Origin of the sequence: Pseudomonas sp. NPDC090201, assembly GCF_044746825.1 — a bacterium.
Classification (GTDB): Bacteria; Pseudomonadota; Gammaproteobacteria; order Pseudomonadales; family Pseudomonadaceae; genus Aquipseudomonas; species Aquipseudomonas putida_AD.
In genome coordinates, this window is the sequence record NZ_JBIVCX010000002.1 from 338752 (window position 1) to 357630 (window position 18879).

At 63.0% G+C, this 18879-nt stretch carries 12 protein-coding genes; 1 reads left to right on the forward strand and 11 read right to left on the reverse strand.

The annotated features are described in order from the left end of the window. Positions 1-17: 17 nt before the first annotated feature. The 4 genes from ACIPOO_RS07805 to ACIPOO_RS07820 are packed head-to-tail and all read right to left on the reverse strand — an operon-like array spanning position 18 to position 5191. Positions 18-1427 (reverse strand): PIG-L deacetylase family protein, encoded by a 1410-nt coding sequence (locus ACIPOO_RS07805; protein WP_400605647.1) that lies wholly within the window; start codon positions 1425-1427, stop codon positions 18-20. Then, positions 1424-2320, reverse strand: coding sequence for an antimicrobial resistance protein Mig-14 (locus tag ACIPOO_RS07810; protein ID WP_400605650.1), 897 nt, complete (start codon positions 2318-2320; stop codon positions 1424-1426). Before ACIPOO_RS07810 ends, ACIPOO_RS07805 begins: the two co-directional genes overlap by 4 nt. After that, positions 2320-3450 (reverse strand): glycosyltransferase, encoded by a 1131-nt coding sequence (locus ACIPOO_RS07815; RefSeq protein ID WP_400605653.1) that lies wholly within the window; start codon positions 3448-3450, stop codon positions 2320-2322. The genes ACIPOO_RS07810 and ACIPOO_RS07815 overlap by 1 nt, the downstream gene beginning before the upstream one ends. Beyond that, positions 3434-5191 (reverse strand): carbamoyltransferase, encoded by a 1758-nt coding sequence (locus ACIPOO_RS07820; RefSeq protein WP_274131727.1) that lies wholly within the window; start codon positions 5189-5191, stop codon positions 3434-3436. Before ACIPOO_RS07820 ends, ACIPOO_RS07815 begins: the two co-directional genes overlap by 17 nt. Before the next feature lie 270 nt (positions 5192-5461). Here ACIPOO_RS07820 and ACIPOO_RS07825 point away from each other — a divergent pair, with 270 nt between their 5' ends. Beyond that, positions 5462-11539 carry a dermonecrotic toxin domain-containing protein gene (locus tag ACIPOO_RS07825; protein ID WP_400605655.1) on the forward strand — a complete coding sequence of 2026 codons (6078 nt, stop codon included), beginning with the start codon at positions 5462-5464 and terminating at the stop codon, positions 11537-11539. A gap of 40 nt (positions 11540-11579) precedes the next feature. Here the strand turns inward: ACIPOO_RS07825 and ACIPOO_RS07830 are convergent, their stop codons facing one another. The 7 genes from ACIPOO_RS07830 to waaF form a co-directional block, all read right to left on the reverse strand. Then, positions 11580-13019 carry a lipopolysaccharide kinase InaA family protein gene (locus tag ACIPOO_RS07830; protein ID WP_400605657.1) on the reverse strand — a complete coding sequence of 480 codons (1440 nt, stop codon included), beginning with the start codon at positions 13017-13019 and terminating at the stop codon, positions 11580-11582. A gap of 171 nt (positions 13020-13190) precedes the next feature. Then, complete coding sequence (locus tag ACIPOO_RS07835) at positions 13191-13946, reverse strand: lipopolysaccharide kinase InaA family protein (protein ID WP_274131731.1); 756 nt, start codon at positions 13944-13946, stop codon at positions 13191-13193. Beyond that, entirely contained in the window at positions 13943-14677 is a 735-nt protein-coding gene (locus tag ACIPOO_RS07840; RefSeq protein WP_400605660.1) for a lipopolysaccharide kinase InaA family protein, read from the reverse strand. Before ACIPOO_RS07840 ends, ACIPOO_RS07835 begins: the two co-directional genes overlap by 4 nt. Then, positions 14677-15483, reverse strand: coding sequence for a lipopolysaccharide core heptose(I) kinase RfaP (gene rfaP / locus ACIPOO_RS07845; RefSeq protein ID WP_400605662.1), 807 nt, complete (start codon positions 15481-15483; stop codon positions 14677-14679). The genes ACIPOO_RS07840 and rfaP overlap by 1 nt, the downstream gene beginning before the upstream one ends. Next, positions 15480-16604 carry a glycosyltransferase family 4 protein gene (locus ACIPOO_RS07850; RefSeq protein ID WP_400605665.1) on the reverse strand — a complete coding sequence of 375 codons (1125 nt, stop codon included), beginning with the start codon at positions 16602-16604 and terminating at the stop codon, positions 15480-15482. The genes rfaP and ACIPOO_RS07850 overlap by 4 nt, the downstream gene beginning before the upstream one ends. Continuing rightward, positions 16604-17668 carry a lipopolysaccharide heptosyltransferase I gene (waaC, locus tag ACIPOO_RS07855; protein ID WP_400605667.1) on the reverse strand — a complete coding sequence of 355 codons (1065 nt, stop codon included), beginning with the start codon at positions 17666-17668 and terminating at the stop codon, positions 16604-16606. Before waaC ends, ACIPOO_RS07850 begins: the two co-directional genes overlap by 1 nt. Before the next feature lies 1 nt (position 17669). Further along, positions 17670-18704, reverse strand: a complete 1035-nt coding sequence (gene waaF / locus ACIPOO_RS07860; protein ID WP_400605669.1) for a lipopolysaccharide heptosyltransferase II — start codon at positions 18702-18704, stop codon at positions 17670-17672. Between the last annotated feature and the right edge of the window lie 175 nt (positions 18705-18879).

Here is an 18879-nt window from a genome sequence, read left to right on the forward strand (position 1 = left end):
CAGGGAGTCGAGGGCGATCAGAGCTCTCTGCGCCAGAACAATTCGTGGCGACGCACGGCTTTTCTGAAAAATTCGTTTTCACCTTCCGCAGGCCAGCGTCGGCCCGCAAGGACTTTCTGCAGCCACCTTCGCACGCGACGCTTGAGCGGCGGCGATGGTTGCAGGTCATGCATCATACCCAAGGCCATGGCCTTGTCTCGCTGCTGTTGAACATCGAGTTCGATACTGTAGGGCACCAGCGTCACCGATGCATCGAACACCGGAGGCAGCGCGACACCGCTGTAGGCATTGCCCATGGGCCAGCGGTCATTGTCGTGCAGGTGATTGGCGTAACCCAGGACCGTCTGCGGCTGCCATTCGAGGCCTTGCAACGCCTCGAACACCGCTGCCTGCGAGCAGATGTGGTCCGGGTGCGGGTCGATGGTGGCGTGGGGCATCACCACCACGTCCGGCCTTGCGTGCAGCAACAGGGCGCGCAGGTCGGCGATCAGATTGTTCCACGTAGGCGCGCCGTCGGCGTCACCGGGCAGGGTCATGCTGTTGAACTGGCGAAACAGCCGGGTATCGCTCAGGTCGGCTTCACGGGAGGCGATCGGCTGATCCGGCGCGGCCTGCATGGCCGGCAATTGCAGGCAGAAGTAGCCCAGTTGCACGCAACGGGATTCCGGAACGCCCGCCCAACGCGGCACGGTGATGCTGTCCCAGGCACGCAGACGGCCTTTGATCCGCGCAGCATCCGCGCGGTTCATGCCCATCTGCTGATAATGCTCGGCTTCGATTTCGCCGGCGGTCAGCGTGACGATCCAGCTTTCGTCGGCCTGGCTGTACAGGCCGAACGCAGCCAGCTCAGCGTCATCGGCATGGGGTGCGATCACCATCACCCGCTGGCGGCGAGCGTCAGCGTGCTGGAACGACCACAAGTGCGGTGTGCCTTGAATCACACAGCGGCGGCCCCGAAGGCGCAACTGCCCGGCGCTCACCTGCACAGCCAGACCTGTGAGATTGAGGTAACGCAGGCCATTCACGCCCCGCTCGAAGGCCTGGCTGTCGCTCACGCCTTCGCCTGTCAGCTCGATGGCAGGGTCGAAGAAACGACCCAGCAGCGTGGCTTTCACGCGCACGGCCAGGACCAGGGTCTGCGATGGATCCTGCGCCAGGGGCTGGTCCAGGCACAGCCGGTCACCTTCAAACCGAACGCCGGGCACCAGGTTGCTCTCGGCGAACCGGTACTGGTAATCGTCAGCCGGCGAGTAGAACAGGTGATCGGAGAACCAGGCTTCGTGGGCAACCCAGCCCAGGATCGCCAGCACCAGCGGCAACCACCAGGCCACCACGACACCGACCAGTACCAGAATGACCAGTGCCAGCAGCAACGCCACCCGCTTGTTGCGGCGGTGGCGCTTGAGCAACTCCTGTTTGCGGCTCACACCTGAAACACCGGCACGGGGTTGCACCAACGATCCTTGTACTCACGATCGGCGCGACCAAAGGAGAAACGCAGCGTTTTGCCACGGGCCCGGGCATCTTCCCAGGCGCTTTGGGTGTTGAGAAAGCTCAACACGCTGCCGGGGCTGAAGTCGCGGGTTTCGGGGTCAACGCCACCGTTGATGTATTCGATACTGACCCATTGCGGCGCTTCGACGCGGTAGATCAGTTGAATGGCAATCGGCGCATCGTTGAGGAAGATCACCGAGCCGATCAGCAATTCGCGCAGCAGTTCGACCACCTCGGCCATGCGCTCGGCACCCGTGGCCGCGAAGCCCCAGCGGCGCTGGAACAGGTCGCAGTACATGCGCGCGATGTCGGCGCTTGAGAAATCGGTGATTGGCCGCACCACTCCGCCCGCCTCTTCCAGCAGGCGCAGTTCGCGGCGCTGGTTGTAGCGGAACTTCTTCGACAGGTCTTCCGGGGTGCGGGCCATCGCCAACGACTCGGCCTGCGGCTTGAGCTCGGTGAAGCGCCCCTGATTCAACTCCGACAGGTAGCGGCCGCGATGACGCAGCGGCGCCTGGGCATCGACAGCGGCCGGCAGGATCAGCTCGGCATTGCCCAGGTCGAACAGGCCTTTCTTGCCGTGGCTCTTGAGCACGTCCTTGGACAGCGCCAGCGAGCGGCCCCAGGTCGGGATCGCGGCTTTGAGCTCGCCACCCTGTTCAAAACCCAGGTAACGCACCGGGATATCGGCCAGTGCGGCCAGCCGTTCGACCACCAGCGGGTGAGTCGCGACGCTGCCGCCGAAACGTTGCCAGGCCTGTGCATAAGCAGGCGCGTCGATCTGCGTCCAGCCGCGTTCACGAATGGCTTGAAAACGATTGAACATCAGGACTCCGCAGTCAGGTCGGTGACTTGCGGCAGACGCCAGAACACCTTGCGCACCGCCTCATCGGAGAATCGCTCGCGCAGACGCTCCAGCATCATGTCGGCGCAGGACTGACGCTGTCCGGCATCGAGCCGCGACAGGTGCACCAGGCCCTGGGCCAGGTGCTCGGCATCGCCCAGCGGGAACAAGATGCCGACCCCCTCGACCACTTCTTTCGCACCGCCCGCCGAGGTGGCGATCAGCGGCACGCCGGCGGCCATGGCTTCAAGCAGGACCATGCCGAACGGTTCGTGGTCCGAGCTCAGGGCAAAGGCATCGAACGCCTTGAAGTAACGGCTGGCCTCCGGCACCTGGCCCAGCAGCATGACCTGGCGACCGATCGCCAGCTCCATGGCCTGCTCCTTGAGGTCCTGCTCCAGACGCCCCTTGCCCATGATCACCACCAGGCTGTCGGCCGGCAGTTTGGACTGGGCCCGGGCAAAACCGCCGAGCAGCGTGGCCTGATCCTTGTCCGGGTGCAGACGCCCGACGTTTCCGACGATCCAGGCATCCTGCGGCAGCCCCAGCACTTCCCGGGCCTGCTCGCGGGGCAACTGGGTCTTGGCCAGTTGATCGACGTCGATGCGGTTGTACAGCGTCTGGATGCGCCCGGTCGGCCACTTGGGCAGGCACTGGCGCATGTCGTCGCGCACGGCGTCGGACACGCCCAGCAGGCTCAGGCGCTGGCGGAACAGATGGGCAAACAGTTTGCGACTGCGGCGCTGGTAGTCACCGAAGGCGTGGTGAACGCCGATGACGGGCAAGCGGGTACCGAGCAGCGCGATGTAGATCGGCTTGAAGCGGTGGGCGATGCAGAAGGTGAAGTTGCGCGAAGCGACGATCTTGCGCAGATCGCGGATGGCGCCCAGCTTCAGGCCGCGAATGGCCTTGGAGCTGTACTCCAGGAACAGCACCTCGTCCGAGGCGCAACCGTCCGCCACACCGGCGTCAGCCGCGCCGGTCAGGAATACCGTGGTGACACGGTACCCCTTGCCCGCAAACAGGCTGGCGTATTGACGGGCGCAGTCGAGAAACGGCCCGTCATAGCCGTGGCAGAACTGGAGCACATGACGCTCAGCCGAGCGTGTCATAGGTGTCCGCGCCGTCTTTGACCACCAGGATGTCTTCCATGATCAGGTATTGCAGGTCCGAGCCGAAGAACATGTTCAGCGCGTCGGTCGGCGAGCAGATCATCGGTTCGCCACGACGGTTGAGCGAGGTGTTCAGCGACACGCCGTTGCCGGTCAGGTTTTCCAGCGCTTTCATCATGTCGTAGTAGCGCGGGTTGTATTCGCGCTTGAGCACCTGGGCACGGGAAGTGCCGTCTTCGTGGACGACTTCCGGCACGCGGGTCTTCCACTCTTCAGCCACTTCGAAGGTGAAGGTCATGAACGGCGCCGGGTGATCGATCTTGATCATCTGCGGTGCGACGGTGTCGAGCATGGACGGGCAGAAAGGCCTCCAGCGCTCGCGGAACTTGATCTGATGGTTGATGCGGTCAGCCACGCCAGCCACGCTCGGGCAGCCGATGATCGAACGACCACCCAGTGCGCGCGGACCGAACTCCATGCGGCCCTGGAACCAGGCCACCGGGTTGCCATCGACCATGATTCTGGCGATCTGCTCGGGCATGTTGTCCAGCTTGCGCCACTTCGGCGCGCTCGGGTGACGGGCGCAGGCCGCGATCACGTCTTCGTTGCTGTACGAAGGGCCGAGGTAGACGTGTTCCATCTTCTCGACCGGCACGCCACGAGCGTGGGAAACGTAGGCCGCGGCACCGACTGCGGTACCGGCGTCACCGGAGGCCGGCTGAACGAACAGCTCCTTGACCTCAGGACGGGCGATTATCTTCTGGTTCAGCTTGACGTTCAGCGCGCAGCCGCCAGCGAAAGCGATCTTGCCGGTTTCCTTGAGGATGTCACCCAGGTAGTGATCCATCATCTGCAAGGCCAGCTTCTCGAACAGCGCCTGCATGCTGGCCGCGTAGTGGATGTACGGCTCGTCGGCGATGTCGCCTTCGCGCTTGGGACCCAGCCACTCGATCAGCTTCGGCGAGAAGTAGAAACCCTTGCCCTTCTCTTTGTAGCGGCGCAGGCCGATGACGTTGGCGTACTCGGTGTTGATCACCAGTTCGCCGTTTTCGAAGCTGGCCAGACGCGAGAAGTCATACTTGCTGGCGTCGCCGTACGGCGCCATGCCCATGACCTTGAATTCGCCGTCGAGCATTTCGAAACCCAGGAACTCGGTGATCGCCCCGTACAGGCCGCCCAACGAATCCGGATCGTAGAATTCCTTGATCTTGTGGATCTTGCCGTTCTCGCCATAGCCGAAGAACGTGGTGGCGTACTCACCCTTGCCGTCGATGCCCAGGATCGCGGTCTTCTCTTTGAAACCGGAGCAGTGGTAGGCGCTGGAAGCGTGGGCCAAGTGGTGCTCGACCGGCTCGATCTTGATCTTCTTCGGATCGAAGCCCAGTTGCTCCAGGCACCAGACGATCTTGTTGCGGTAGCGTTTGTAGCGACGGTTGCCCATCAGGATGGCGTCCAGCGCACGGTCCGGGGCGTACCAGTAACGCTTGGCATAGTGCCAGCGCGCCTCGCCGAACAGGCTGATCGGGGCGAACGGGATGGCCACTACGTCAACATCGGACGGCTTGATGCCGGCCTGCTCCAGGCAGAACTTCGCCGACTCGTACGGCATGCGGTTCTTTGCGTGCTTGTCGCGCACGAAGCGCTCTTCTTCGGCGGCGGCAACCAGTTTGCCGTCGATGTACAGGGCCGCGGAAGGATCATGGCTAAGGGCGCCGGACAGGCCAAGGATCGTCAATGCCACTAGGGTCTAGCCTCTTAAGTCTGCTGGCAGGCGTCGTGCGCCTGATCAATAAGTGTGCCCGGCACAACGGCGGCGGGCAGCTAAAGGGCGGGATTATAGCGTAATGAAGACCGATATGGCGCTGGGCGAACAAAACCTGCGCCCGCAGCCTGGCAATACATAAGTACCGCACTGACATGACGCGCACGTGATTGATTAGAGGCCAATCACGCGGACCGTTCCGCGCCATACATGCCCATGGCAAAATGGGCCCGTCAGGAAGTACCCAACATGCAAACACCTGATCCAGACAACGTCATAACCCTAACCCCCCCGCAGGATCCCGCAGCCGCGCTGCAATCACTCAAGCGCTGGCAAACCGAACTGTCCACTGAACTCGCAAATCTGCCAAAGGCGCCCCAGGCGCTGCTCGATGCCTTGAAAGCGAAAGACGCCGGCCAGATCGAAACACAGGTCGAAGCGTTCCTCCAGCAACTCAACGAATTCTGGCTCGCTCCCAGCGCCTTCAACAGCCCGCGGCGCAGGTGGTTCGCCACCTCCCTGGCCCGGAGTTTTCGCGATGAAGTCGCGTTCAAGGCCCATGAACGGGAATTGAGCCGAGCCGCCGCGCAGTGCCTGCCTGCCTTACCGAAGGCCGGGCAGGAAAACCCGCAAGACTCGAGGAACAGCCATTCGCTGCACATCAGAATCAACGACCAGACCCACGCCGAAATCAAGGGTGCACTGGTCATGAGTGCAGAATCCGGGAAGACCCTGCTGGCACTGCCAGGCAGCGGCCTGATCGAGTTCGCGACACGGGACGCCATGCTGGAAAAAGTCGTCGCCTGGCTCAACGACCCGGTGCTGCGCTGGGCATTGCTGGTGAATGCCGATCAACGCCATCAGGAAGCCGCCCTGGCGGTGCTCGAGGACAGCCAGCTGTTCATCGAGGCCTTCAGTCTGTCTGACGTGCAACTGCAAGCCATCTCCGTCGATCCCTATCGTCACGCGCTGGCCCGCCAGGCCAGCAAGCAGCGCAAGGACGTCCGCTACGTGTGCGGCGAAGGGCTGCTCGCCGATACGGCTCTGCATGCCCGCCAGATCGAGAGCGCTGCGGCCATGGACGGGCTGTTCGGCCCTTCGGGCATGCTCGTGCGCTGGCAGCAGGTGCTCGACGAGCGCGAACTGAGCAAGAGCCTGCCGGACTGGATCAAGCTGGCCTCCCTGGATGACCGCAAGGAATACATGAAGCGCATGGAGCGTTACGACCTGGCGCGCATCGCCCTGTCGGGCGCCCTGAACGGCGCAGGTTCAGCCACTGAGTACGCGCAAGTCACCCTGCGCACTCACCTGGCCAGCGACCTGGGCTACGACCTGGCACCCGAGGCCATCACCGTCAGCACCCACCGCACCCTGCCTGTCACTGGCGAGGACTACGTCGTCAGCAATAACCTGCTGCAACTGGCACTGCATGGCCTGCATCCCGGCGATGAGCAGGCTGGCTCGGCATTTCTGACGCGAACCACCCTGAGCATCGGCAATGCACCGGCCGATGCCAGCCATCCCGCTCTGACCCCGACCTACATCGCCCGCCTGATCAACCAGCTCAAGCTGCGCGTCAGCTTCGGCCAGTACCAGCGTGCGGCCTACGCCAAGCAAGCCAACCAGACACTGTTGGCCGAGCAGATGCGCCTGCAACTGGGCGAGTCGATCCTCGCTGCAAAACTGCAAGGGCATATCACCCCTGAGGATTTCGAGCACATCGAGCAGTTCACGGCGTCCGCCGGCAAAAGCGCAAGACAGGTGACCGCCCAGCAGATCCGCATCAACGGCACTGACATCATGGGGCGCATGCTGGTGTTCAGGATTGCCGACAGCCAGGGCAATCTCGAACGACTGGTCATGTTCACTTCCCACTCGCCAAAGCAGCAGTTCCATGGCTTCCACAACCAGACACAGTTGCTGCACGAACTGGTCGGCTGGACAGCCAGCCCCGACATGAGCCAGTACCTGCTGCAACAGGCGGCCGCCACCAACCGCCCGGCGCTGGAGGCGATACTTGAATCGCTGCGCAACAAACCCTTCCCCGAAAAGGAATTCCTCGAGCTCGTCCCGCTGGACAGCTACGAGGGCGCCTTGCAGGCACAGGTCAATGAACTGATCGGCGTGATGCATTCCAATCAGGAAGCCCACACACCGGACTGGCTGATCACGGCAGACGACGCCCAGCGCCAGGAACTGGTGGCCCTGGAGGATGCGGTCAAAGGCGCAATCGATAACTACACCGCCAAGCCCCACACCCATGTCGAGGCCTTCGAGGCCTACGTGCACCGGCGCGCCAGCGAGAGCATCAACAGACTGCTTAACACGCCGACAGGCTCAGTGGACCCCGACCAGATCATCATCACCTCGGAACGCGAGACGCTGACCTACACCCAGATGATCCGCGACGGCTACGACGACTCCATCGGCCCGCTCACCCCCACCGCCGACACCGTGGCGACGTTCAGCGGCCCCGAAGGCGTCGATCTGAGCTCCCTGACGCCGGCCATCGTTGCAGGCTCGGTGCGCGGCCGGTGGCTGGCCGACGGCTACATCGAGCACATCAGGAGCACCCTGCTCGATCCCGTCTCTGCCGGCTACCTTTATCGCCGCCAGGCCAGCACCCTGATTACCCAGTTGCAGATGAAAGCCGCAGCGCTGCGCAGTGTTCTCAAAGGGCACATCGATGCATCCCACTACCAGTGGCTGCTGCCCTCACTGCAAAACCTGCACGACGATGAACCGTCCACCCGCGAAAGCCATCCGGTCTACCCGCTGCAGATTCATATCGACAAGCCGTTCATCGCCTCGCGCACGCACCTGTTCGAGCACCTGGTCATCTCGGACACCGACCTGAGCTACATAGAGACTGTGCAAGGCTGCTTCGCCCTGCTGCCGACCAGCATCAACCTGGCGGCGCTGCTCTACACCCCGCAAGCGCCTGACGGGCACGAATTCCGGCTGTTCAGCAGCTTCGAGCAGTCCCTCGCCCAGCCGGGAATGATCGACTACTACAAGGACCGCTGCCGGGTCGACGCGCGCCGCATCCTGTCGTTCTTCCTCAATGACATGAAACAAGGCAACGCCACCAAGGCTCCGCTGCTCAAGGACGCGATTCCGGAGTTCGCCCGGGCCTGCTTCGACCGCCCCATCGAGCGCAAGCTGCGTGATGTGGCTGATACCACCACCGGCCGCAGCGACATGCTCGAACGCCTGATCTGGAACAGCATCGATGTCATCGCCACCGTGGTGACTCTGCCCTTTCCGCCTGCCAGCTTCGCGGTCGGCATTGCCCTGTCCCTGCGTGACAGCCTGCGTGCACTCAAGGCGCTGACGGGGTCGAATCCCGAAGAGGCCGGCATGCACGTCATCGCTTCGGTCTTAAACAGCGTGGGTGCCATGGGCGACCTTGCCAGCGGCTTGAAAGGCTTTGGTGGCGTCATGCGCAAACTTTCGAGCGAGCCCTCTGCGGCGCCCCTGCCCGTCACGCTGCAACGCGCTTCGAGCCTGCCGACCTATGACGAACTGTTCCCGGTCCAGCTTCAGGATGAAGTGGCGTACGTCACCCGGCCCAACGTCAATCGCCACGTCGAGGTCTACAAACCATTAGGTTCCGGTTCCGACGAGGCCTATGCCACCCGGCACTACGCGGTTATGGATAACAACGGCGCATGGCACCCTCTGGGCCAGGCCCCCGCTATGCCACGCCCCCAGGGGCCGAGGGGGATCAACGCTGACCGTGTAGTGGACATCTCGCTGGAAGGTTTGCCTCGGATCACCGAAGGCCACGCCCGAGGTGTCAGCCTGGGGATCAATGGCAAGTCCTACATCGAGCTGGACGGCCTGGTTTATCAGGTCAACTACGACACTCATCTGCGCAGCTGGTACATCGTCGACCCTGCCAACCCCTATGCCTTTTTCGCTCGCCAGCCGGTGAGCCTGAACGACCAGGGTGGGTGGCAGTTGCGCCAGGCCCCGGCGCTGCGCGGTGGCGTCAACGGCAGGCACGGCACCTACCGCCCATTGGCCCAGGACAGCGCTGGCGATCAGGCAGCCGGCGTCAGTCGGGTCGAGTATGAAATGCCGGCCGACGTCCGGCGTGATCTTGATGTGATCCTGAAAACAGTCGAGGATGATCAGCTGGGGTTGGGACTGGGTGAATTCTTCGCGATCTACTACGGAGAAATGCGCCAGGTCTACGCCAGACTCAAAGGCAATCTCTACCGCGATGCCCAGGCGTTTTTCTCAACACCCCCCGTGCTGGCGCCCAGGCCAACGCTGCCTGCCGTCGATCCCTCGACCTCCGTGGGTAGCCTTCTGGAAAACCTGTTTACCCACAGCAACGGCCTGGTGCTCAGTGAGGGGCCCAAGTCCGTTGCCAGCAAACGCCTGTTGATCAGCCACATGCAGACACTGGTGGAGCAACGCGTGGAGGTTATCTACCTGCCGCATCTGTTCACTGACAAACACGTGAAAAAGCTGGCCAAATACCGCGCAAAGGGCAGCAAATTCCGCTCCGGATCCCATGAGCTCAGGAATCACCTGGCCTCCATCAACGATGGAGCGCTGGACAACCTCAGCCAGGAATTCGACTACTACCACCTCATCAAACAGGCGCACCGTCACAACATCGAGATCCGCCCGCTGAGCGCTTCGACGAGCTACCCGGTGGACGCACTGCCTCTCGCTGCCGCCGCCGATGACAGCACTGCGACGCAGAAAATGAGCAACTATTACGCTCACAGGGTCATCAGCGATGATGTCGCAAGCAACCCGTCAAGACGCTGGGTAGCGCTGCTGGAACGCAGGTTCGCGGACACCGACGACCATGTGCCGGGAGTTGCGCAACTGGAAGGTGCGATCAACGTCCACATCTACGACCTGCCTGACGAGCACGCAACGATTATCCGCCGGGACGCTGACCACCCCCGGCAGGATGGCGGACCGGTACGCAGTGACTTCTCCATTGGTTATGCTCGATCCGCACCGACAGAGGCGCCACAAACGTCCGGCGGCCGTGGCACCGGAAGCGAAAGCACCGGCATCACCGACGGCGGCATGCGCTGGGACGGTATGTCTGGATGGCAGCGCATCTCGCCTAAGGAGTGGGTACCCGTGGGTCCGCAAACGCCACTGCAACTCTCGCTGGCCGACGCCACCTATGAGCTTCCGGTTACCTCCCGCAACGCGCTGTACGAATTGACGCTCTACAACCGCCGAGGTTTGAACACCAACTACGCGGACCCCGATGCTCGGCTGCGAGCCGTGGAGGACCATTTCTCCACATTACGCGACAAGCTCAGAGAGGACGCCCGGCAAGTCCTCAACGTCGAGCCAACACCTCGCCCGACGATGCCAGCCATCGAACCGCAGATCAGCACGCCGACCTTCATTGAGCGCCTGTATCAGCAAACCGACGGCATGGTCATCGGCGAGTATCACAGCTCGATCGGCAGCAAGAAGCTCATCATCGACAACCTGCCGCTGCTGGCCGAGCAGAAAGTCCAGACGCTGTATCTGGAACATTTGCTGACGGACCTGCACCAGTTGGATCTCGACCGTTTCGCCGAGACCGGCGTGATGAACAAGCACCTGCTGCTAGCCCTGCGAAGACTCGACACCGGCCATATGACCGATCCGGCCAAGGTGTATACCTTCGAGAGGCTGGTGGTGAAGGCCCGTGAACACGGTGTCGAAGTGCGCGCGATCGATTGTGCTGCCAGCTACCACCTCAAGGGGATGCGCAACGCAACGACGACCGCTCGCCAGGAAATGTTCAGCTACTTCGCCTCGCGCACCATCCGCAGGCAACAGGCGGCGCTTGGGAAGCACAAATGGGTGGCACTGGTGGGTAACAGCCACAGCAACACCTTTGCCGACACCGTGCCGGGCCTGGCTGAGCTGGAGGCTGCGATTGGCGTGCGGGTCAACGATGTGTCGGTCGCATCCGAAGCGGGAATCAGCGTTGACGCCGGCGAGAACGTCGGGCTCCACCTGAGCCTTCAGAAGCAGTTCATCAAAGGGGATTTCGAGGTGCGGGTCGAGGTGATGGAAACGCCCATTCCGATACCTGTCGGACCGATTGAGCGAGCCAAAGCAAAGCTTCCACTGCCAGGGATGTTCATCGTGGATCGCCAGGGCGATGTTCCGCTCATCGTTCACCGCTCACGGGATCTGGCGATTCATACCACGCCAGTGAAGATTGACGACGCTGGCAAGCTCTTCCTGGACCGCCCGACCTGGACAGCCGTGCATATGCAACCCTATGACGACATCGACGCACTGGTGCAGGCCCTGCAAGGCATGAACCTGACCCTCATCAAGTAACCCATCAGGGTGGCGACCCTCACGGGCGGCCACCCACCCCTCAAGGAGCCTTGGGCAGGCGCTGTTCCAGCAATTGGTGCAGCGCGCTGTCCGCCGGCCAGTTGCGCATGAAGCGTGCGCGGTCCCTGGCGAAGGCCGCAGCGAAAGTGCCTTGGGAGCTGTGCTGACACATCGCGTCCAGATCGATCAGCGCCCAGCGGTCCTGATGCCAGAACACGTTATGCCCCTTCAGATCGCCATGGCTGATTCGCTCGCGCAGCAATCTCGCGAACAGCTCGTCGAGCGCCTGCAACTCGCTTTCCGGTGCATCGCCCTGTGCGACATAGGGCGCGAAGCGCTCGATGATGTCCGGCCCCGGCAGGTACTCGGTGACCAGGTACGCCTTGCGCCGCAACCAGAAGAATCGCTGTTCCAGCAACGCAAGCGGCCTGGGCGTGGCGATACCGAGAAACATCAGGCGGTTGCCTTCGCGCCAGGAGTGCCAGGCACGGCTGGGGCGCCAGAAACGCTTGAGCCAGTGAGCGAAATTCTTGATGTTGTAGCGCTTGATGACCAGTTCACGCCCGGCCACGTCGGCCTTGGCGACGCTGGCGGCACCGCCGGTCTTGTACAGGTGGCCGCCGTCGATCAGCGCATCGGCCTGGTCGAGCACCGGCAGCATCGCGGGCTCTTCCTCACGGCGAATGGCGCGCAGGGCGAACGGGCCATCGGCCACGCTGAACAGGCTGCAGTCGCGGCCAACCTTGGTCAGGAAATCCTTCAGGCGCCAGCTGCTGACCTTGTCGATCTGCTTTTGCAGGGCCTCGACCGGCAGCGCATGCTCGCCGTTGCCCAGCAGGTAATAGACCAGCAGTTCTTCGGTGAAGGGCTCAAGTGACTTGGGCAACTGAGCGAAAAACACGCCGAGGTTTTCCAGCACTTTCTGCCGGGACAGCGGCTTGCCTGCTTCTTCAGCCCGGATGCCGGCACCGTCGATCAGGTACAGCCTGCCGTCATGGCGCAGCAGGTTGTCCAGGTGCAGGTCGTCCTGCCACAGGCCCTTGGCGTGCATCTGCGCAACGGCGCCCAATGCCTCGCCAATCACCGCCTGTTGCTCGTCAGCCAGGGGCGGCAACGATTCGACGGATTTCCAGGCATCGCCCAGGCTTTGCGCCTGATCGAGAAACTCGAACAGTAGCCAACCGCCTTCGCCTTCCTGCAACCCTTCAGCCAGCAGCAGTGGCGTGGTCAGGCCTTGCTCGGCCAGCAACTGCACACCGGCGCGCTCACGCTGAAAATGCCGGGACGCCTTGCTGCCCACCAGCAACTTGGCCAGCACCGGGCGACCCCGCCAGACGCCGGCGCCCACGTAACGCTGCCCCGGCAGTACACGCAGCAAGCTGAGCAGTTGCAACTGCGCAGGACCCGCCGCATCGGCCAGCTCGATGCTCAACGGCAGCGCTGGCGTACGACCGGCGTTTTTCAGTTCAGACAAACGCATCGGCGTCCTCTTTATTCAAGCGAGATCGGTGACATTACAGGCCACGCATAACCTGTGGGAGTGAGCTTGCTCACGAAGACGGTCGATCTAACACAAAAGGTGTATGGGATGCACCGGCCCCTTCGTGAGCAAGCTCACTCCCACAGGTCCGCATTCCATTCCACACCATGTCTATCGGCCGCTGCGTTTATGGCTGCCGCGCCGGGCCAGCCGCTGCCACCAGGAATCCACCAGCCCGCTGTCACTCGGCGCATGCAGATAAGCGGCGAGCAGTTCGCGGATTTCGGCTTCGTTCCACATCGGCGCCCGGCGCAGCAGCGGCTCGATGTCCTTGACCCGGTCACGCTGGCCGAAGATCGACTTGCGGGTTTTCTCAAGGTCGATCAACTGCGCCAGGTACGCGCCGCCGCGGGCCTTGAGAAAAATGTGCTTGGGATAGAAACAGCCATGCACCTGCCCGGCCTTGTGCAGCGTGCGCGCCAGTTGGCCGCAGGCCTGCAGGATCGCCAGGCGCTGGGTCGCGGACAGTTCGGCCCACTGCGTCAGCAGCGCATCCAGGTCGGTCCAGCCGTCCAGGGCGCGGGTCATCAGGATCGCGCGGCGCTCGCCGTTGACCTTTTTCTCGCCGTAGAACACCGCATGCAGCGCCGGAATACCGAGCTTCTGGTACAGGCTGATGTTGCGGAACTCGCGGGAGAACGACGGCTCGCCGAACGGATGATGCAGCGTGTGGGTCAGGTAGTTGCTCTGGCGCTTGAGGTAATACCCCGAGCCCTCGAGCTCCAGACGAAACACGCTGCTCCAGCCGCCACGGCCGGTGTTGGGCTCATCGACGGCATCGAGCTCGACGTCCCACAGTGAATCGAAATCCGCCAGGCCATGGCGCTCCAGCAGCGCACGGTCGGCGTCGGCAATGAACAGGCTCATTCGCGCCCCTCGAAAAAGCTGACGATATGACGAATGCGCTTCTTGTCCGAGTCATTCAGGCGCTCGCGCCCGCGGTATTGCAGATAGAAACGCAGGCGCTGAGTGGCGGACAGGTGATATTTGGCCACCTTGTCCAGACACGCCAGGTCCTTGGTGATCCGGTAGCGCAGCATGAAGCTGACCCAGAAAGCCCCGTTGGGGCAATCGATCAGGAACACAGTGGACTGATCGTCCACCAGCAGGTTGCGCCACTTCAGATCGTTATGGGTGAAGTGATTGTCGTGCATGGTGCGCGTGTAACGAGCCACCTGCTGACTGATGCGGTTGACCCACGAACGGTCCTTGAGACGCTCATCGTGATGCCGGGCAATTTCCGATAAATCCTCGGTGCGTGGCAATTCACGGGTAATCAAAGCTCCGCGATCATAGGACGCGCCATTGCGCTCCAGCCCCCAGGCCACCACTTCGGCAGTGGGAATGCCCCACTTGGCGAAGCGCTTTAGGTTCTGCCACTCGGACTTGACCCGAGGGCGCCCCAGATAACGGCGCAGGCCCTTGCCCGCCGCGACGTAGCGCTTGACGTAGTAATTCACGCCACCGCGCTCGACGCGAATCACCTCGGACAGAGGGTCACGGGTCAGGCGCTCGCCCTGCAAGGCAAACACCGCATCCAGCGAGCCGAAGTCGTCAGCCAGCCCGGCGTATTCAGGTTCAAGGTTCCAACCCGCCATCAGAGCGCGTCCCCGTAGCGGAGTTTGCGCTGATACAGCTTCTCGGCCTTGGCCTCCAGCCACACCAGCAGCGCCGACTCCTCGGCGAGGATCTTGCGCAGCGGCTGCTGAAAGTAGCCCTTGAGAAAACGCAGCTTGTCGCGGCGGGTCAGGCCGATGTCCAGCGCCGAGAAATACAGCGCGGCCAGGTCCTTGTTGCGCCAGCGCATGGTGATCGCCGGGCGGGTCTGGGCACGGTGCAGGTCGATCACCGACAGCTTGAAGCTGTCAGGGGTGACCGGCGTGTCGGTGTGCAGCAGAAAGTGGCACAGGTAGCAGTCGCGGTGGTTGACCCCGGCGCGGTGCATCATGCCCACCAGGCGCGCCACTTCGGCAATGTAGGCCCGTTTCATGCGCGGCTCGGGCGGCTCTTTGACCCAATTGATGCTGACGTCTTCCATGCTGACGGTGGGCGCCAGCTCTTCGGTGACGATGAACGAATGCTGCGCCGCCGGGTTGCTGCCACGCTCGCCGTAGGCCACGGAGGTCATGGTCGGCACGCCGACTTCGGTGAGGCGGTTGATCGCTTCGAATTCCTTGCCCGCGCCCAGCACCGGCAACTTGGCCGTCAGCAGGTTCTTGGCGACTTCGCCCCAGCCGATGCCGCGATGGATCTTGACGAAATAGCCACGCCCGTCGACTTCGGTACGCAGGGTGCGGCGGTTTTCCAGCTCGCGATAGACCTGGCCCTGCAACTGCTCCACGGCGTCGAACGCATCGCGCCCGGCCCAGAGGGACTTGAAGGGTTCAGCAAGGATCAGTTTCATCCGTTGTGCTCCGCCAGAATCACATCCGCAGCGTGCTGCGGCATGCTGTAAAGGTCAGCCGTGTCGGCGAATGCCAGGCCGTTCTGGCCCCAGGCCGTACGCGCGGCATCGTCGGTGAGCATGCGCGCCAGGTACTGGTTGAGCTGGTTCTGTTCGAACGGCTCGTCGAGCACCAGCCCGCTGTCGGCCTCGGCGATGTAATGGGCGTAGCCGCAGACTGCGCTCACCAGCACCGGCAAACCTGCTACCAGCGCTTCGAGCAGCACGGTACCGGTGTTTTCGTTGTAGGCCGGGTGAATCAGCACATCGGCGCCCAACAGGAAACGCGGGATGTCACTGCGCCCTTTCATGAAGGTCACGTTGTCGCCCAGGCCCAGCGCGGTGCTTTGCAGCTGGAAGACCTTAGGGTCGTCCTGGCCGATGACAAACAGACGAGTGCGCTTGCGCAACGCCTGGGGCAAGGCCGCCAGCGCCTTGAGGCTGCGGTCCACGCCCTTGGTCTTGAAGCCCGAGCCGATCTGCACCAGCAGCAGGTCATCGTCGCCCAGCTTGAACTCACGACGAAACTCGGCACGAATCTCGGCGGCATTGGCCGGCGCGCGACGGTCTTGGGAAATCCCCGGCGGCAGCAGATGGAAGCGCGAAAGCGGGGTGTCGTAGTGCTTGATGAACAGCGGCTGCTGCACTTCGGAAATCATCAGCACTTCGGTTTTCGCATCCTTGGCGAACACCGCGCGCTCGTAGTCGGCGAAGTGACGATAACGGCCCCAGTACTTGTACAGGCCGTGACGCAGGTTCTGCGCCTTGTCTTCATAGCAGCCGTCGGCGGCGTAATACACGTCCAGCCCAGGCATCTTGTTGAAGCCGATCAGACGGTCAACCGGGCGCTTGGCCAGGTCGGAGTTCATCCAGTCGGTGAGCTTTTCGTTGCGGCGGTGGTTGAAGATCGCCTTGACCGGCGCCACCAGCACCTCGAAGCCAGGGGGCACGTCACCTTCCCAGATCAGGGTGTAGACGCGGATCGAGTGGCCGCGCTGCTGACACTCCAGGGCAATGCGCATGAAGTCGCGCTGCAAGCCGCCGAAGGGAAAGTATTTATAAAGCACGAATGCCAGTTGCATCAGGGATGTTCCTTTGCCGGCAGCAGCGCAACCAGTTCGGTCGCGACGCGCTCGGGAGAAAGGCGAGTGAAGCACAGCGGCCACTCGCGTTCGGTATCGAACCGGCGCTGGTCGGAAGCGTCAGGCCGATAGGTGCATTTCTTTTGCAGGCACGGCGCGCACGCCGGGTAATCGCCTGCCAGGTGAACCTGGGACTTGCCATACGCGCCGCTCAACCCCGGGTTGGTCGGGCCGTAGAGCGACAGGGTCGGCACGTCCATCGCCGCGGCCAGATGGCCAAGCCCGGTGTCCACCGCCACGCAACCCTGGGCACTGGCCAGCACTTTGGCGACGCCGGCCAGGTTCAATTTGGGGAGCACCTGGGCTTTATCAAGGCCCTGGGCGATACGCTCGGCGCGGGCCTTCTCCACCGGGTTGCCCCAGGGCAGGCGCACTTCAAGCCCTTGGGCGATCATGCGCTCGGCCAACTGACGCCAATACAGCTCGGGCCAATGTTTGGTCGCCCAGGTGGTGCCGTGCAGGAACAGCACGAACGGCGCTGCGCGTTCGGCGTCCAGCAAACGGCTGCGGTCCAGGCCGTAATCGCCCACGCCCTGGGGCACCTGATAGCCCAGCGCCTGGGCGAACAACTGGCGGGTGCGCTCAACGGCGTGCTGCCCCCGAGGGACTGCATAGGTCCGGTCATAGAAACGTGTGGCCAGTGGCTCGCGGGCGGAATTCTTGTCCAGCCCGGCAATCGGCGCCTTTACGTAGCGGGTCAGCCAGGCGCTTTTCAGCAAGCCTTGGGCATCGATCACCAGGTCATATCGGGTGTCGCGCAGACGCTGCTTGAACTGGCGCCACTGGCCATTCTTGAAGGTCTGCCACAGGTTCTTGCGCCAGCGGCGGATCGCCACGGGAATCACCCCGGCCACCGCCGGGTGCCAGGTCGGGATCTCCGCAAAGCCCTCTTCCACCACCCAGTCGAACTGGATGCCGGGGATCGCCCGCGCGGCATCGGTCAGGGCAGGCAGGGTATGAATCACGTCACCCAGAGACGAGGTCTTGATCAGCAGTACCCGCAAGTCAGGCAACCTCGACCGGCGTGCCGCCCAACTGGCCCAGCGCGTTGATCACCGAATCAGGCTCCAGCAGGCGCAGGCAGTTGTAGTGGCCGAACCGGCAGGTGCGTTCGAAGCACGGGCTGCACTCGATGCCCAGTTGCACGATCTCGACGTGGTCGGCCAGCGGCGGGGTAAAGCCCGGCGATGTCGAACCGTAGACCGCCACCAGCGGGCGGTTCAGCGCGGCGGCCACGTGCATCAGCCCCGAGTCGTTGGACACCACGGCATCGGCGCAGGAAAGCAGATCAATGGCCTCGGCCAGCGAAGTGCCGCCGCTGAGGTTCACCGATTCTTCGCGTAGGCCCGGAATCAACCGGTCACGGATGCTCTCGCCGACCGGGAAGTCGTTCTTGGAGCCGAACAGCCAGACCTGCCAGCCTTCGCGAATTTTCGCCTCGGCGACCTTGGCATAGTGTTCGGACGGCCAGCGCTTGGACTCGCCGAATTCAGCGCCTGGGCACAGCGCCAGCACCGGACGATCCAGCGCCAGGCCGAACTTGGCCAGCGCGGCATCGCGGCTGGCGGTTTCAATCCGAAGGCTGGGCTTGGGATAAGGACGCGCAATCTCGGCGCCCTTGTCATAGGCCAGGGCCATGAAGCGCTCGATCATCAGCGGGTACTGCTGTTTGTCCAGGGTGCGCACGTCATTGAGCAGGCCGTAGCGGAACTCGCCGCGCCAGCCAGTGCGTTTGGGGATCCCGGCGAAGAACGGCACCAGCGCCGACTTCAGCGAGTTGGGCAGCAGGATGGCCTGGTCGTACTGGCCCTTGAGCGATTTGCCGATGTTGCGGCGGGTCGCCAGTTCAAGCGCGCCGTGGCCGAGCGGAAAGCTCAAGGCGTTGCGCACCTCTGGCATGCGCTCAAGGATCGGCCGGCTCCATTCGGGGGCCAGCACATCGATTTCGCACTGCGGGTGACGCTGTTTCAGGCACTGGAACAGCGTTTGCGCCATTACCATGTCACCGACCCAGCTGGGCCCTACGATCAGAATTCTCATGCTCAATCCAAAAACCACCAGAAACGAGCAGGGAGGCCTATCAGACTGCGTGACGCTTCCACACAGCCTGACGCCTCCCTGTCATAGCTTTATATAGATCCGTTGGGCGGACCTTTCAGTGTTCTTTCCGGCCTCTTCGCGGGCAAGCCCGCTCCCACAGGGTCATGTGATCACC